A 15,021-nucleotide genomic window follows, 5' to 3' on the forward strand; every position below is an offset into this window, starting at 1 on the left:
TGATTTTATGAAAATTAAAAATACATTGAATATTGGAAAAACTAAGTTTCCAATGCGCGGTAATTTACCGGTAAATGAATTGCGCCGTGAAAAAATTTGGGCAGATAATAAATTATATGAGGCTCGGCAAAAATTGAATGAAGGTAAGCCAACCTTTATTTTGCATGATGGACCTCCTTATGCAAATGGTAATATTCACATTGGGCATGCAATGAATAAAATTTCAAAGGATATTATTGTCCGTTACAAGTCAATGAATGGCTTCCGCTCACCATTTATTCCCGGTTGGGATACACATGGATTACCGATTGAGCAACAACTAACTAAGATGGGGAAGGATCGCAAGGCGGTTGGTCCGGTTATTTGGCGTAAAATGGCAGATGAGTTTGCGCATAAACAAGTTAAAAAACAAATGAATGATTTCAAGCGGCTTGGAATTGCGGCTGACTGGGATAATCCCTACTTAACATTAATGCCTGAGTTCGAAGCAGCGCAAATACGTGTATTTGGTACTATGGCTAAGAAGGGTTATATCTATAAGGGTAAGAAGCCTGTCTTTTGGTCATGGTCATCTGAATCGGCTTTAGCGCTTTCAGAAATTGAATATCACGATATTACTTCTCCAACAGCCTATTATGCAGAACAAGTTAAAGATGGTAAAGGACTGCTTGATAATGATACATATTTTGTAGTTTGGACGACAACACCTTGGACAATTCCAGGGTCGCGTGGAATTTCGGTAAATGCTGAATTTAAATATTCACAAGTTAAACCAGCTGGATCTAATAAGAAATACATTATTGCTACTGAATTATTAGCGCATGATGCTGAATTATTTGGCTGGGAAAAGTATGAGGTATTAGCCGAATTTACAGGGAAAGATTTAGAGTATATTACGGCTCAACATCCTTTCTATGAGGATATTGATCTATTAGTCATGTTAGCTGATTTTGTGACATTAGATGCAGGGACAGGATTAGTACATACCGCGCCTGGATTTGGTGAAGATGATTTCTATGTTGGTCAAAAGTATAAGATCGAAGTAGCCGTTCCAGTTGATTATCAAGGTAAAATGACTAAAGAAGCTGGAGTTGAATTCGAAGGAGCATTTTATGAAGATGCCAATGAAATCTCATTAAAAAAACTTGCTGAACAAGGTAACCTTTTGAAGCAAGAAGATATCACGCATTCATATCCATTTGATTGGCGAACTAAGAAGCCGGTTATTTATCGAGCGGTACCACAATGGTTTGCTTCAGTCGCTGATTTTAGAGATGATTTATTATCAGAACTAGATAATGTTACATTTTCACCTGAATGGGGAAAGAAACGCCTGTATAATATGTTGAAAGATCGTGGTGATTGGGTAATTTCACGTCAACGAGTTTGGGGTGTGCCATTGCCAATTTTCTATGCCGAAGATGGAACGGCCATCTTGGACCCTGATGTCATCGAACATGTTGCTGATTTAGTAGCAGAAAACGGTTCTACATATTGGTTTGAAAAATCAGCGCAAGAATTATTACCGGTTGGATATACGAACGAACATTCACCAAATGGATTATTTACCAAAGAAAATGACATTATGGATGTTTGGTTTGATTCAGGTACTTCACATCAAGGCGTTTTGGCTACACGTGATAATTTGGAATTCCCAGCTGATTTAGTATTAGAAGGTTCTGATCAATATCGTGGATGGTTTAATTCATCAATTATTACTTCGGTTGCTGCTACTGGGCATGCACCTTACAAGAGTGTGCTTTCCCAAGGTTTCACCTTAGATGCTAATGGTGAAAAAATGTCAAAATCTATCGGTAATACAATCGAACCAAGTGAGATTACAGATAGTATGGGTGCTGATATTATTCGATTATGGGTATCTACGGTTGATACATCTCAAGACGTTCGTGTGTCAATGGATGGATTTAAACAAACTTCGGAAAGTTATCGTAAGATTCGTAATACAATGCGTTTCTTATTGGCCAATACAAGTGACTTTGATCCAATACAAGATCAAATTGCTTTTAATGATATGACTCCAGTTGATCAATATTTTTATATTCGTTTTAATGAATTGGTAGCAGAAATGAAGGCAGCTTATGATCGCTACGATTTCCAAGTTGTCAATAAAACACTAATGAATTTTATTACTGTTGATCTGTCAGCATTTTATTTGGATTTCAATAAAGATGTATTATATGTTGAAGCACCAAAAGGACAATTAAGACGGTCGGTTCAAACCGTACTTTATAAGGTTTTAGTGGACCTAAATCGTCTAATGTTACCGATTTTGCCACATACATCAGAGGAAATCTTTGAATATTTGCCATATGAAGAAGGTGATTTTGCATATTTGACTGAAATGCCAGATATTGAAAATCTTGAATATGATGGTGATTTGCTAAACCGTTGGTCGAAGTTTATGGACGTCCGTTCGGCTGTCAATAAGGCTCTTGAAGTGGCGCGTAATAATGATTTGATTGGAAAACCAGCGGAAGCGGCGGTTACTCTATACCTACAGCCTGAACAACGAGAATTAATTGATAGTTTAGGACAGGATATTCGTATTCTGCTGTTGGTTTCACAATTGCAATTAAAGAATATTGATGAAAAGACTGTTGATGTAGACCGCTTTGATGAATATTTTGTTCTGGTTGAGCATGCAGATGGTGAGATGTCACCACGTGATCGAATGTACCATCTAGATCTTGGACAGGATCTGAACTTCCCAATGCTTTCAAAGCATGAAGCGCAGATTGTTCGTGATAATTTTCCAGAGGCATTGGATGAAGGATTAGAGTAGTTTTAAAAATTAAAAATGAGGATTTTGATTTTATAATCAGGATTCTCGTTTTTTAGTAAAGATAAATTTAATTTGACAAAAAAAAAAGAACACGTTATGATAAAGCGTCTAATATTTAGATGTTCAAATTATCAGAAGTAACTGTGGTAAATATAATAGGAATGAAGGGTGGCGCAAATGGCGGATAAAATCTCTTTTGAAGATGTTAATAATTCACTTGTAGATGTGTTTAATAATGCAATGTGGATTGAGGAGGCTTCATTACGAGACTCCGAATTTAGTGATATTACATTGAAAGATATGCATATCATTGCTGCTATTGGAGGACAAGGTGAAGTAGCCGCGTCAAAGTTGGCAAATATTGTTCATGTCACACCAAGTACTATGACGAGTTCAATTGATAAATTAGTGCGTAAAGGATATGTTGAACGGCAAAGAGATAACGTTGACCGACGGCTTGTTTTAATCGTTTTAACTTCCAAAGGTCAGGCTGTTTGTCGTTCGCATGATGCCTTTCACCGAGGATTAACGCATACCATGTTTAGCGATTTGGATAATACTGCCTCAAATACTGTGCAAAATGCAATATTCAAATTGCAAGATTATTTAAAAAATTTAGTTGATTAATTTAAATGAAAAATATCCACACCATTCAACTTAACTGGTGTGGATATTTTTATAATAATTCAAAAAGAATGGTTAAATAGACTTTGGAATAAACCAATAGTGTTGCATGGTTAGTGCCTTAACTTGAATTGAGTATAATTCATCAGGTTTTTCAACTTTAATGAGGGTTAAGAGGCTGGGATCTAAATTAATATTACTACTAAAGAAAATGGGAGAAACTAAATGGTTTTTTTCGTCAATTAAAAGTAATTCAGATTCTGAATTCGTAATACATTGAAAGGCATTAGTTGGATTAAATTTAATTGTTTCATTGCGATTAAATTGGTTTAGGCGTAGCATGACACTTTTAAAAATGCGTTGCGTATCTGTTGGGACACCACGTAATTCAAAGTTATCAATTAATGGAATTCCCCATTGAATCGCATATCGACGAGCTGTTAAAATATATTGCGCATTAAAATTTTTATTACCAGAACCAATAATTCCTAAGATTTTACTTTTATCGGGCAGATCATCAATAAATTCGAAAAGTGAATTAGTTAGAATTTCTTGAACGCCACTATGGATTCCATTTCCACCATCTAGGTAGGTTGGGACAAAGACAAATGCTGGAGAATCTAAATTTGTAATTTGTGTGTTATCTGAAATTTCAATAGCTTGAAATTGATAGTTACTCTGTTCATTTTGAGCAAATTTTATAAAATTTTTAATAAAATTTTTAGTATTTCCGGCAATTGATGTGTATAGTAACTGAATGACCATATTAGAAACTCCTTGATGAATATAATAGTATAAAGATACTCCATTTAAAATGAATAAACAACTATTATTAAAAATAACATAACGGAATGTTATGTTATTTTTTTTGAGATAATCGTTTAAAAATGGCTTTAAAATAGCTTTTACAAGTTGTTTTAAATTCCATATCATTAAAGAAAATAAATTTTAATATTGCTTTATGTTATTTTCGCCAGTATACTAAAGAGCATAAAGTATGATGAGAAAAATTAAAATTATTAATGGAGATGGAGGAATTTATTTATGTCAGTAACAGTTTATACTAAAAATAATTGTGTGCAATGTATGATGACTAAAAAAACCTTATTACAGTATGAGGTTGATTTTATTGAAAAGAATGTTGAAGAAGACACTGCAGCAATGGACTTTTTAAAAAATGAAGGTTATCAAGCTGTTCCAGTTATCTTCGTAGATCAACAAGAACCGATTAAGGGATTTCGACCAGACTTATTAAAAAAATTACGTATTGCAATCTAAGCTAATATGAGGTTAATGAAGTTAATTGACTATTTCACAAAGAGGGTCAGCATTGTATTTTACGAGCGGCCTTTTTTGTTTGAAGCAATGTAACAGGGGGCAACTGGAATGGCATTGGATACACTAAATCAAGATGAAGTAACATATTTTGATTTGAATAATGAATTAAATATTCCTAAAAATGGGACGATTCAAATTGATAAGGATCATGAAGCTTTGGAAGCTTTTTTGAAAGAAAATGTTATTCCGAATACGCTTAAGTTTGAATCATTAAAAGATCGTTTTGATTATTTATTAAAAAATGAATTTGTTGCTGCAACAATGCTTGAACAGTATGATTTTAATTTTATTGAGAAAATGTATCATTTTTTACGGGAAGCAAATTTTAAATTTAAATCCTTTATGGCCGCGTATAAATTTTATGCACAATATGCACTAAAGACCAATGACCAACGTTTTTATGTTGAGAATTATATTGATCGAGTTGCGATGAATGCATTATTTTATGCCAATGGGAATGAATCATTGGCAATGAACTTAGCTAATGAAATGATTCATCAACGTTATCAACCAGCCACGCCATCATTTCTAAATGCGGGTAAGGCCCGCCGTGGTGAACTAGTTTCGTGTTTTGTATTACAGACCACAGACGATATGAATTCAATTGGTCGAGTCATTAATTCAGCGCTTCAATTGTCAAAAATGGGTGGTGGTGTTGGAATTAATTTATCTAATTTACGTGAAGCAGGATCGACGATTAAGGGTATTACTAATGCGGCTTCGGGTGTTGTTCCGGTAATGAAATTATTGGAAGATTCGTTTAGCTACTCTAATCAAATGGGGCAACGTCAAGGAGCAGGTGTAGTATACTTGTCTGTATTTCATCCAGATATTATGCAATTCTTAGCAACTAAAAAGGAAAATGCGGATGAAAAGATTCGGGTTAAGACACTTTCTTTAGGCCTTACAGTACCTGATAAATTTTATGAATTAATTAAGCAAGATGCTATGATGTATTTATTTTCACCATACGATGTTGAACGAGAATATGGAAAACCATTTAATTATATTGATTTGAGTGCTGAATATGATAATCTTGTGGACAATCCAAATATTAAAAAAACGATGATTAAGGCACGCGATTTGGAGAATGAAATTTCTAAATTACAACAAGAATCAGGGTATCCATACATCATTAACTTAGATGTAGTTAACCGAGCTAATCCAATTGCTGGAAAGGTTATTTCTTCCAATCTTTGTTCAGAGATTTTGCAGGTTCAAACGCCAAGTATTATAAATAATAAACAAGAATATGAGCAAATGGGTTCAGATATCTCATGTAATCTTGGTTCCACGAATATTGTGAATATGATGGAAACTGATGATTTTGCGGAATCAGTCGATACAATGATTCGGGCCTTATCATTTGTCTCAGATAATTCGCATTTGGATGTAGTTCCATCAGTTCAAAATGGGAATCAAGAATTACATGCGGTAGGATTGGGAGCAATGGGACTGGCTGCGTATTTTGCTAAAAACAAAATGTACTATGGTGATGAAGAAGCAATAGATTTTACTAATATGTATTTTATGATGCTAAATTATTATTCATTATTAGCATCAAATCAAATTGCTAAAGAACGGCAAAAATCTTTTTACGATTTTGAAAAGTCTGATTATGCAAATGGAACGTATTTTGATAAATATTTGCAATCGGATGTTCAACCCAAGACTCAAAAAGTTCGAATGCTATTTAAAAAACATCATATCCCCACACATTCCGATTGGCAACGTTTGAAAGACCAAATTCAAGAATTTGGCTTGTATAATGCCTATCGATTAGCAATTGCACCGACTGGATCCATTTCATACGTTAATGATTCAACTGCTTCGTTACATCCAATTATTAATAAAATTGAAGAACGCCAGGAGAAGAAGATTGGTAAAATTTATTATCCGGCGCCATACTTACAAAATGATACTATTCCATACTATGAATCTGCTTATGATCTAGATATGCGTAAAGTTATCGATGTATATTCAACGGCTCAGCAACATATTGATCAGGGAATGGCATTGACATTGTTTATGAGGTCGACATTACCTGAAGGACTATATGAATGGAAAAAAGACCGAACAAACAAAATGACAACTCGTGACTTAAATATCCTTAGAATGTATGCTTATCATAAGGATATAAAATCTGTTTATTATATTAGGACCTATACAGATGATGAGAATGAAATGGGTGTGAATGAGTGTGAGTCATGTTCAATTTAAAAAGCACAGGGGAGATCAATTAGCTATGGCAGAAAATTATCAAGCAATTAATTGGAATGTTATTGAAGATCAAATTGATAAAGCAACGTGGGAGAAATTGACGGAACAATTTTGGCTCGATACGAGAATTCCTTTATCAAATGATTTAGATGATTGGCGTAAAATGTCTGAAAAAGAACATTATCTAGTTGGGCATGTTTTTGGTGGATTAACTTTATTAGATACATTGCAATCTCAAGATGGAATGACATCACTTAAAGAGAATATTCGCACGCAACATGAAGAAGCTGTTTTAAATAACATTGAATTTATGGAATCAGTTCATGCAAAATCCTATTCTTCCATTTTTGAAACACTAAATACTTCAGATGAAATTGATGAAATTTTTTCTTGGACTAATCAAAACAAATATTTACAATATAAGGCAAATAAAATTAATACCGTTTATCAGGAAGGAACTCAACTGCAGAAAAAGGTCGCCTCTGTTTTCTTAGAGACTTTCTTATTTTATTCGGGATTTTATACGCCATTGTATTATTTAGGACATAATAAGTTGAATAATGTGGCAGAAATTATTAAATTGATTTTACGAGATGAATCAGTACATGGAACTTATATTGGTTATAAATTTCAGCTTGGTTTTAATGAGTTAAGCGATGGAGAGCAAAATGAATTTAAAAACTGGATGTATGAATTCTTACTTGATTTATATAATAATGAAGAACAATTTACACATGAATTATATGATCCAATGGGGTGGTCAGAGTCGGTTTTAACCTTTATTCGTTATAACGCAAATAAAGCTTTAATGAATTTGGGCCAAGATCCGATGTTCCCAGATAGCGCTGATGATGTGAATCCAATTGTGATGAATGGAATTTCAACAACGACATCAAATCATGATTTTTTCTCTCAGGTTGGGAATGGCTATCGATTAGGACAAGTTGAAGTCATGCATGATGATGATTATAATTATGGATTAGAGTAATAAAAAACCAGTCAGGATAGATCTGACTGGTTTTTTTGAAGGTATGAACTTAAAACAGATAATAAACTAATAGATGCCTATCATCATCTGAAGGTTGCTTAATCAATAATACGTAATTCCTTTGATAGGTGAGTAAATGAATCAGCACCAGTTTCAGTGAGGACAATCGAATCTTCGATACGAACTCCCATGTCACCTGGGATATAAATTCCTGGTTCAATAGAGAAAGCCATACCAGGTTCAAGTACTAGGTCATTGCCACCCATAATTTGGGGGAATTCATGTACTGAAGAACCCAGACCATGGCCGAGACGATGAACAAAATATTGACCATAACCAGCCTTAGTGATGATATCGCGGGCAATTTCATCTAACTGGTTGGCAGTCATACCTGGCATGACTTGAGATTGGGCAGCTAATTGAGCCTCCAAAACAATATTGTAAATATCTTTTTGATGTTCAGAAACTTTTCCAAAGGTGACCGTTCGTGTAGCATCTGAAACATAACCATCATGAATGGTTCCCAGATCAAAGAGTACCATGTCGCCATACGTTAACTGATTTAATCCCGTAGCACCATGAGGTTCAGCTGCGTGCGAGCCAAATTGAACCAAAGTTTCAAATGACATTCCCGGAATGCCACGTTTCTTCGTTTCAAATTCGAGACTGGCAGCCACGGATAATTCAGTTACCCCAGTTTGAAGGGCAGCAAAACCAGCCTCAAATGCGAGGTCAGCATCATCGCCTGCTAAGTGCATTTTCTGTATTTCATCTGCCGACTTGTGAAGGCGCATTTGTTGAATAATATTAGTTAGATCACCATTAAATTTAATTTCTGGCAATGCAGTTTTAATCAAATCAGCCCGAGCAAGGGTTAGCTGCTCGCTCTCAATGGCCCAGCGAGTTAGATGCTTGGTACTTTCTCGAATATGGTTAGCTAATAATTGCCAACCATTTTCGTGGTCCTGATAACCATAAATAGGAAATTGCCACCCAGCAGATTTAACTGCTTCAACTTCTAGGGCAGGGGTAAACATAATTGGATCATCTTGGGCGAAAATAACGAGTGCTAAAATTCGTTCGATCGGGTCAGATTCAAATCCAGTTAGATATGAGATAGAATGAAAATCTGAAAAATAAGCCACGTCTAGTTCATTTTCATTTAGCCATTGTTGAATTTGATTAATTTTTAAAGACATAAAATTACTCCTCATCTGTATAGTAATGTATATTCTACACTTTTATGAAAAAATTTTCATTTTTTTAAAGTAAATAAAATTATTTTTTAAATAAGTTTGTGAAAATGTTGGTTAAATGCGTATGAATGGGGAATGAAAACGGTTGTATTAATTTTCATAAATTGATATAATAACGTTTATAAAAATTAATTATTAAAAGGAGGTGCTATATGATGGAAAAACAAGCAGTTACAATTTATGATGTTGCCCGTGAAGCGGGAGTTTCAATGGCTACTGTTTCACGTGTAGTTAATGGAAACACTAATGTACGTAGTGAGACAAAAGAAAAAGTCGAATCAGTAATTGAACAGTTAAATTATCGACCCAATGCCGTCGCGCGTGGATTGGCATCACGGAGAAGTACTACAGTTGGAATCGTAATTCCGGATGTTACGAATGTCTATTTTTCGGAACTATCACGAGGAATTGATGATGTGGCACGGATGTATAATTACCAAATTATTTTAGCCAATTCAGAAGAGAAAAATGCAGCTGAAGTAGTTGAATCATTATTAAGTAAGCAAGTTGATGGTATTTTATATATGGGGAATATCATTGATGATCGATTAAGGGATCAACTGGAAAAGTCCAATGTTCCAGTTGTATTGTCTGGATCTGTTGATGTTGAGAATCAAAATCCATCGGTTAACATTGACTATATTTCTGCTGTCCAAGAAATTACTGATAAGTTAATTGTTAGTGGTCATAAGAAAATTAGTTTTGTTTCAGGTCCATTAGATCAAACAATTAATACTGAGTTTAAATTGAAGGGCTATAAAAATGCTTTGAAAAATACGGGTATTAAATTTGATGAAAGTTTAATTTTTGCTGGCGAATATGAATATCAAAGTGGTTATCAATTAGGGGATGAAATTCGTCAATCTGGCGCAACGGCATCAGTGGTTGTTGATGATGAAATGGCTGCAGGTGTTTTGAACTTTATGACTGATAATGGCGTAAAGATTCCAGAAGACTTTGAAGTGGTCACTGTTAATAATTCACATATTACGTTATTAACTCGTCCACAATTGAGCTCTGTTATTCAACCAATTTATGATATTGGAGCTGTGTCAATGCGCATGTTGACTAAATTGATGAATAATGAAGAACTAGAAACACCTGAAATTTTGTTGGCACATGGTTATGTCAAACGTGAATCAACAAAAAATTAGGTCTTTGAGTCAATTCAAGTTCCATTGAAGTCTGTATCGATTTAGATACAGATTTTTTATAAGCACAAATGAGCCTTAATAATACTATTTGCAAAATAAAATTTATTAAATCTTTAGGGTGATATTTTAATAAATCGTATAGCGAAGGCTGAATAAATATAAATTACTAATTTATAATATACTTGATTCACTTAGATATTATGGGTATAATTAAATAAGTTATTTATTGGAGATATGGCAGAGTGGTAATGCAGCGGACTCGAAATCCGCCGAACCGGTGTAGAGCCGGCGCACGGGTTCAAATCCCGTTGTCTCCTTTATATAAAAATACAAACCCCGTTATATCGCGATAATCGTTGATGTGACGGGGTTTGTTTTTATACATGTGTTCGTGGGAGTTCAAAATCGTTCGCCGAAGTTCGAATAAAAGGGTACTTAGGTGGGGACTTTTTAGAAATTTACTAGACTGGTAAAAATATCAGCAGTAGTAGCTTTCATCTCCTCTGTAACAGCGGTATAAATTGCCAAGGTTGTTTGAACATCATCATGGCCAAGCTGATATTGTAACTGTTTGATGTTCATTCCAGTTTGAGCTGAAAGTGTAGCATAAGTGTGTCTGAAGCCGTGAATTTTAATCCGGGGTAAATCTGCCTTCTTAGTGATTGTTTCGCACCATTTCCGTGGTTTTTGAATTCTCATGTAAGATTGTAGATCATCACTCGTAAAAATCAATCCTTGTGCTTTTAGACCGTTTTTTAAAATTAATGTGGATTGAATTACTTGATAATGTTTAAGTACGTCAATGGTCTTTTTATCGAGTTTTACGATACGTGTTCCAGCTTTGGTCTTAGTCGTACTCAAAATAGTTTGTCCATTCTTATCAACTGAAAGAGCTTTATTAATGTCAATTGTATAATCATCAAAATTAACATCTTTCCAAGTCAAAGCCAGGGCCTCACCTTTACGCATTCCAGAAAACGATAGAAGACGGAATAGAGTATATACATGATATTTTTTATCAGCGTACAAACTTTCAGCAGTATCTAAAAATTGTTTTAGTTGATCTTTTTTATAATAATCCACACGATCCATAAATACCGGGGCAGGCTTAGCTTTTGGAAATGTAACTTTATCAAATGGGTTCTTAGTTAATAACTTCAAGTGAAACCAGATTGGTCATAACTTGCTTAAATGGATATAGGTTTTTTCTATAATTAACATTTAGTGTACTCAACTCATTAATATAAGTTTGAAGCATGACTGATGTAATTTTATCGACTTTTACCTGATCAAACCATTTTGATGTTAAAATATGAACGTTGATAAAGTTTTCAGCTTTACGATATGTTGATGGTAAGACTTTTTGAGAGTAGCTATCTAACCAAGTTTTGAAAGCATCGTTTAAAGTCATGTTTGAACTAAACTTATCAAACTCTCCATCATCAATTTTAGTTAAGGTATCGCGTTCCCACTTCTTGGCAGTAGTGAGCGTTTTGATACCTTTTTTCTTTTTCTCGTGGCGCTTACCAAGAGAATCGGAGTAGCAGACGCGGACAGAATATGTCCCGTCAGATTGTTTTGTATAACTCATTTTAATTTCCTTTCTTTGCATCCCGGCTTAGATCGAAAATTAATGAGCAAGCAGTTTAAAGACATGCTTAGGTCTGGTATAATAAATACCGAAACGAGTTGGCAATAATTCTTTTCAAGATACGCATATCCTTTTACTTTAGGCGGTAGGGGATATGCGTTTTTTATTTGTTTAATAATTTTTGTTTTTGTTCATCGAATTCATATTGAGTCAACAAGCCTGATTCTAGGAGTTCTTTATATTTCAATAATTCGTCGGCAATAGATGATTCTGAAACCGATTTAATATTGTTAGAAGTTACTTCCTTTAATTTTTTAACAAAAATGGGAGCAAAATGTTTATTGACGTTTACAATCTCCGTAGTTTTCATACCGTTATCAATTCTGATTTCCGCAAAAACCATTTTTGTGGAATAATTTATACCATTTATTTTATTGAATGGTATTTCGGTAAAATCTGATCCATAAAGTAAATTATTATTTATTATCATGAATCGTCGATCTGTTATTAAAGCCAATACGGTATCCGTAAAATTATGTTTACCTAGAAATCCGGAAGAAGCCATCATTCCTGATACTGCATAAATTATTTTTTCATCTTGATCTAACATGTTAGGGATATTATTTACTTCCTTACTAGTTCCAAATAAATAAGAAACTCCAGCATCTTCTAGTTGATTGATAATTTTTTTATTTCTGGTGTTAATTCAGGAACGTTATTATCATTTTGTGCATTTATATTCTTTTTAACTTTTGGTTCATTAAAAATCTTTCCATCACGAATCATTTCTTGAGCTACGACAATTGTCAGTTCATTTAAATATTTTCCGTTTCCTTGTGTGCCGTGAATTAAGTTTAATTTACTTTCACACTTGGCGCATATCTTACCGTCTTTCATTTTTTCAGAATTTAAAAATCCTAATTTAGTTTCATTACATACGGGACAATTAAAAAACTTTGGTGGTGGATATTATACTGCAACTGGAGACGGAATTTGGCCCGTAATTCGATCTTAATATATAGGAGGTAAAACAATGCATTATTTATATGACAAAGTTACAAAAGAATATACCGGTATGACGTCATTACAGCCGAACGATGAGTATTATACTCAATCAAAACCATTTGACCCAGACATGAATATGCCACAATTTATTTCAATCTATCGTCCAGAAACGGACGATTGGCGAGATTGGGATAAGGCAGAATATCTTAAATGGTTGGATGGTCAAAAGCCAACACAGGATCAAATGACACAAGCGCAAATGATGTTACAGATTGCCCAATTAACTAAGGCAGTTAATGAATTGAAGGGAGATAAAAATGTTTCCAACAATTAAACAATATTTTGAAATGGGATTATATAAGGAAGATGATATTAAATTATTTTTAGATACAGAAATGATTACGCAAGATGAATATGATCAAATTATTGTTCCAGAAACCGAAACGGTAGAATCCAATAACGATTTAGTGCCAATTGAAAAATCAGAGGAGGACAAAGTAGATGAGTGATAAGGTGGCTATTGCTTTGTTTGGCTTAGTTACTGGAATAATTGGATATTTGGCTAAGAAAGTTAGTACAGAAGATAGCCACGATGATCGAGTGTTTGATCAAATGGCAAAAGTACAATTATTAAACGAAGAATTAATCAAAACAAATGGCGAATTAGTAAAGCAAAACGCTGAATTACAAACAGCCTTAAAGGTGGCTACTGAATCAGTGGACAAACTACAAATTCAGATTACGGAACTAGAGGCTCGTATGAAAGGAGTAACAGTTTAATGGATGAAGTAATTAAATTAGTAGCGGCACTGTGGGATACAGGTATCTTATCAGCGGTCACTTTTTTTGTAGCCAAATATATCGGGGCGCACACCAAAGACAAGAATTTACAACTCATGTCTAAATGGGCGTTGCAAGTAGTGCAGTACGCAGAAACATACGCACAAGTTGGCGGGGAACAGAAAAAACGTACAGCACTTATGTTCTTAACTAATCGATTGAACGCAAATAAGCTTGGCTACAAATTTAGTACCCAACAAATTGATGCAGCTATCGAATTAGCAGTAAAAGAATTGAAAGGAAGTAACTAATTATGGCAATTAATAAAAATGCAATTCCAGCGTGGTTTGAACAACGACGTGGAATTATTACCTATTCTATGGAAGGATCGCGTAACGGGTCAGATGGAACGGGTGATTGTTCAGGAACTGTAACGCAAGCAGTATACGAGGCGGGAGCATCTAAGCCCGGCTTTTTATTTTCAACTGTCACACTTGGTGGATATTTAGCAGCGAATGGGTTTGTTCGTATTTCTGCTAATCAAGATTGGAATGCAGAACGTGGAGATGTGATTCTAATGTCATGGTCGCCTGATATGTCTGGTTCTGGTGGAGCTGGTGGTCATACCGGTGTGATGATGGACGGATCAAACTTTATTTCTTGTGATTACTCAACAAATGGAGCATACGGAACAGCTATAACATCATGGAACTGGAATGATTATTATAACCGTACAGCGCCAATGTACATTGAAGTTTGCGTTATGAAGGTGAACAATCTGATAATCCAGCGCAACTTGATCCACCTACTAATTCAGTAAGTGCTATTGAACGTTTTAAGCAAGCCGGAAATGAATATACATTGTACAATTCAATTCGAGTTGATGAAGTTAAGTTTGAAAATGGACTTTGGCAAGCAATCAATAAAAAGTTAGCCGGTGGTGATGATTATAATTACACAGATAATGGACTACCATTAGGAGCGGTGCATCGAACTGATGGTGGTGATGAAAATAATGTTGAACCCGGTGCAATGTTTGCGTTTAATGATGGATATAATCATGGAACTATTGATGAATACGATGAAGCTACTAATGGTTGCCGAATTGATATGGGCGAGTACGGAAGTATTTGGTTCAATGCAGATGAACTATTGAAACTTTAATAATTGATTGTATTATCAAAAAGAAGTGAAATATAAATGTGAGCGTTTGGACGGAGAGTGAGTTTCCAAGGGAATTAATAAAAAAGGCAACCAGTGAT

17 protein-coding genes, 1 tRNA gene and 1 pseudogene are annotated in these 15,021 nt (G+C 34.5%); 13 read left to right on the forward strand and 6 right to left on the reverse strand.

The window, feature by feature from the left end; genetic code table 11:
• The first annotated feature begins 7 nt into the window (after window positions 1-7).
• The gene (gene ileS / locus G7084_RS03980) at window positions 8-2,803 is read left to right on the forward strand and encodes an isoleucine--tRNA ligase (RefSeq protein ID WP_166010261.1); all 2,796 of its coding nucleotides are present in this window, start codon (window positions 8-10) and stop codon (window positions 2,801-2,803) included.
• 177 nt (window positions 2,804-2,980) lie between these two features.
• Window positions 2,981-3,430, forward strand: coding sequence for a MarR family winged helix-turn-helix transcriptional regulator (locus G7084_RS03985; RefSeq protein WP_166010263.1), 450 nt, complete (start codon window positions 2,981-2,983; stop codon window positions 3,428-3,430).
• Between the two features lie 72 nt (window positions 3,431-3,502).
• On the opposite strand, the gene G7084_RS03990 is transcribed toward G7084_RS03985, so the two are convergent.
• Window positions 3,503-4,192, reverse strand: coding sequence for a class Ib ribonucleoside-diphosphate reductase assembly flavoprotein NrdI (locus tag G7084_RS03990; RefSeq protein ID WP_166010265.1), 690 nt, complete (start codon window positions 4,190-4,192; stop codon window positions 3,503-3,505).
• Window positions 4,193-4,471: 279 nt separating this feature from the next.
• On the opposite strand from G7084_RS03990, the gene nrdH reads away from it, so the two are divergent.
• From nrdH to nrdF, 3 genes are all read left to right on the forward strand, one after another.
• On the forward strand, window positions 4,472-4,705 hold the full coding sequence (gene nrdH, locus G7084_RS03995) for a glutaredoxin-like protein NrdH (protein WP_166010267.1): 234 nt from the start codon (window positions 4,472-4,474) through the stop codon (window positions 4,703-4,705).
• 108 nt (window positions 4,706-4,813) lie between these two features.
• Entirely contained in the window at window positions 4,814-6,985 is a 2,172-nt protein-coding gene (gene nrdE, locus G7084_RS04000; protein ID WP_166010269.1) for a class 1b ribonucleoside-diphosphate reductase subunit alpha, read from the forward strand.
• Window positions 6,986-7,010: 25 nt separating this feature from the next.
• Window positions 7,011-7,973: a class 1b ribonucleoside-diphosphate reductase subunit beta gene (gene nrdF / locus G7084_RS04005; RefSeq protein ID WP_166010271.1), complete on the forward strand. Its 963-nt coding sequence runs from the start codon at window positions 7,011-7,013 to the stop codon at window positions 7,971-7,973.
• A 98-nt stretch (window positions 7,974-8,071) separates the two neighbouring features.
• On the opposite strand, the gene G7084_RS04010 is transcribed toward nrdF, so the two are convergent.
• Complete coding sequence (locus G7084_RS04010) at window positions 8,072-9,172, reverse strand: M24 family metallopeptidase (protein ID WP_166010273.1); 1,101 nt, start codon at window positions 9,170-9,172, stop codon at window positions 8,072-8,074.
• Window positions 9,173-9,384: 212 nt separating this feature from the next.
• Here G7084_RS04010 and ccpA point away from each other — a divergent pair, with 212 nt between their 5' ends.
• Together ccpA and G7084_RS04020 are read left to right on the forward strand one after the other, a co-directional pair.
• Window positions 9,385-10,383: a catabolite control protein A gene (gene ccpA, locus G7084_RS04015; RefSeq protein WP_166011698.1), complete on the forward strand. Its 999-nt coding sequence runs from the start codon at window positions 9,385-9,387 to the stop codon at window positions 10,381-10,383.
• A 228-nt stretch (window positions 10,384-10,611) separates the two neighbouring features.
• Window positions 10,612-10,700: transfer RNA gene (locus tag G7084_RS04020), tRNA-Ser, on the forward strand.
• A 133-nt stretch (window positions 10,701-10,833) separates the two neighbouring features.
• Here the strand turns inward: G7084_RS04020 and G7084_RS04025 are convergent.
• From G7084_RS04025 to G7084_RS04040, 4 genes and pseudogenes are all read right to left on the reverse strand, one after another.
• A complete protein-coding gene (locus G7084_RS04025) occupies window positions 10,834-11,544 on the reverse strand; it encodes a site-specific integrase (RefSeq protein ID WP_246163882.1) in 711 nt (236 codons plus the stop codon).
• Window positions 11,528-11,974 carry a tyrosine-type recombinase/integrase gene (locus G7084_RS04030; RefSeq protein WP_166010275.1) on the reverse strand — a complete coding sequence of 149 codons (447 nt, stop codon included), beginning with the start codon at window positions 11,972-11,974 and terminating at the stop codon, window positions 11,528-11,530. Before G7084_RS04030 ends, G7084_RS04025 begins: the two co-directional genes overlap by 17 nt.
• A gap of 163 nt (window positions 11,975-12,137) precedes the next feature.
• On the reverse strand, window positions 12,138-12,584 hold the full coding sequence (locus G7084_RS08245) for a PH domain-containing protein (protein WP_246163883.1): 447 nt from the start codon (window positions 12,582-12,584) through the stop codon (window positions 12,138-12,140).
• 59 nt (window positions 12,585-12,643) lie between these two features.
• Window positions 12,644-12,910, reverse strand: a pseudogene (locus G7084_RS04040) (hypothetical protein); the annotation flags it as partial.
• A gap of 97 nt (window positions 12,911-13,007) precedes the next feature.
• On the opposite strand from G7084_RS04040, the gene G7084_RS04045 reads away from it, so the two are divergent.
• The 6 genes from G7084_RS04045 to G7084_RS04070 are packed head-to-tail and all read left to right on the forward strand — an operon-like array spanning window position 13,008 to window position 14,923.
• Window positions 13,008-13,313 carry a hypothetical protein gene (locus G7084_RS04045; protein ID WP_166010277.1) on the forward strand — a complete coding sequence of 102 codons (306 nt, stop codon included), beginning with the start codon at window positions 13,008-13,010 and terminating at the stop codon, window positions 13,311-13,313.
• Window positions 13,297-13,488, forward strand: coding sequence for an XkdX family protein (locus G7084_RS04050; RefSeq protein WP_166010278.1), 192 nt, complete (start codon window positions 13,297-13,299; stop codon window positions 13,486-13,488). Before G7084_RS04045 ends, G7084_RS04050 begins: the two co-directional genes overlap by 17 nt.
• Window positions 13,481-13,759 carry a hypothetical protein gene (locus tag G7084_RS04055; RefSeq protein ID WP_166010280.1) on the forward strand — a complete coding sequence of 93 codons (279 nt, stop codon included), beginning with the start codon at window positions 13,481-13,483 and terminating at the stop codon, window positions 13,757-13,759. The genes G7084_RS04050 and G7084_RS04055 overlap by 8 nt, the downstream gene beginning before the upstream one ends.
• The gene (locus G7084_RS04060) at window positions 13,759-14,070 is read left to right on the forward strand and encodes a phage holin (RefSeq protein WP_166010282.1); all 312 of its coding nucleotides are present in this window, start codon (window positions 13,759-13,761) and stop codon (window positions 14,068-14,070) included. The genes G7084_RS04055 and G7084_RS04060 overlap by 1 nt, the downstream gene beginning before the upstream one ends.
• 2 nt (window positions 14,071-14,072) lie before the next feature.
• On the forward strand, window positions 14,073-14,579 hold the full coding sequence (locus G7084_RS04065; protein ID WP_166010284.1) for a peptidoglycan amidohydrolase family protein: 507 nt from the start codon (window positions 14,073-14,075) through the stop codon (window positions 14,577-14,579).
• On the forward strand, window positions 14,516-14,923 hold the full coding sequence (locus tag G7084_RS04070) for a lytic exoenzyme target recognition domain-containing protein (RefSeq protein WP_166010286.1): 408 nt from the start codon (window positions 14,516-14,518) through the stop codon (window positions 14,921-14,923). Before G7084_RS04065 ends, G7084_RS04070 begins: the two co-directional genes overlap by 64 nt.
• Window positions 14,924-15,021: the final 98 nt, after the last annotated feature.

Source organism: Weissella coleopterorum, from assembly GCF_011304355.1.
GTDB lineage: Bacteria > Bacillota > Bacilli > Lactobacillales > Lactobacillaceae > Weissella > Weissella coleopterorum.

Coding starts and splice junctions, on each gene's coding strand:
- ileS (WP_166010261.1), top strand. CDS start 8: ATGAAAATTAAAAATACATTGAATATTGGAAAAACTAAGTTTCCAATG.
- G7084_RS03985 (WP_166010263.1), top strand. CDS start 2,981: ATGGCGGATAAAATCTCTTTTGAAGATGTTAATAATTCACTTGTAGAT.
- G7084_RS03990 (WP_166010265.1), bottom strand. CDS start 4,192: ATGGTCATTCAGTTACTATACACATCAATTGCCGGAAATACTAAAAAT.
- nrdH (WP_166010267.1), top strand. CDS start 4,472: ATGTCAGTAACAGTTTATACTAAAAATAATTGTGTGCAATGTATGATG.
- nrdE (WP_166010269.1), top strand. CDS start 4,814: ATGGCATTGGATACACTAAATCAAGATGAAGTAACATATTTTGATTTG.
- nrdF (WP_166010271.1), top strand. CDS start 7,011: ATGGCAGAAAATTATCAAGCAATTAATTGGAATGTTATTGAAGATCAA.
- G7084_RS04010 (WP_166010273.1), bottom strand. CDS start 9,172: ATGTCTTTAAAAATTAATCAAATTCAACAATGGCTAAATGAAAATGAA.
- ccpA (WP_166011698.1), top strand. CDS start 9,385: ATGGAAAAACAAGCAGTTACAATTTATGATGTTGCCCGTGAAGCGGGA.
- G7084_RS04030 (WP_166010275.1), bottom strand. CDS start 11,974: ATGAGTTATACAAAACAATCTGACGGGACATATTCTGTCCGCGTCTGC.
- G7084_RS08245 (WP_246163883.1), bottom strand. CDS start 12,584: ATGTTAGATCAAGATGAAAAAATAATTTATGCAGTATCAGGAATGATG.
- G7084_RS04045 (WP_166010277.1), top strand. CDS start 13,008: ATGCATTATTTATATGACAAAGTTACAAAAGAATATACCGGTATGACG.
- G7084_RS04050 (WP_166010278.1), top strand. CDS start 13,297: ATGTTTCCAACAATTAAACAATATTTTGAAATGGGATTATATAAGGAA.
- G7084_RS04055 (WP_166010280.1), top strand. CDS start 13,481: ATGAGTGATAAGGTGGCTATTGCTTTGTTTGGCTTAGTTACTGGAATA.
- G7084_RS04060 (WP_166010282.1), top strand. CDS start 13,759: ATGGATGAAGTAATTAAATTAGTAGCGGCACTGTGGGATACAGGTATC.
- G7084_RS04065 (WP_166010284.1), top strand. CDS start 14,073: ATGGCAATTAATAAAAATGCAATTCCAGCGTGGTTTGAACAACGACGT.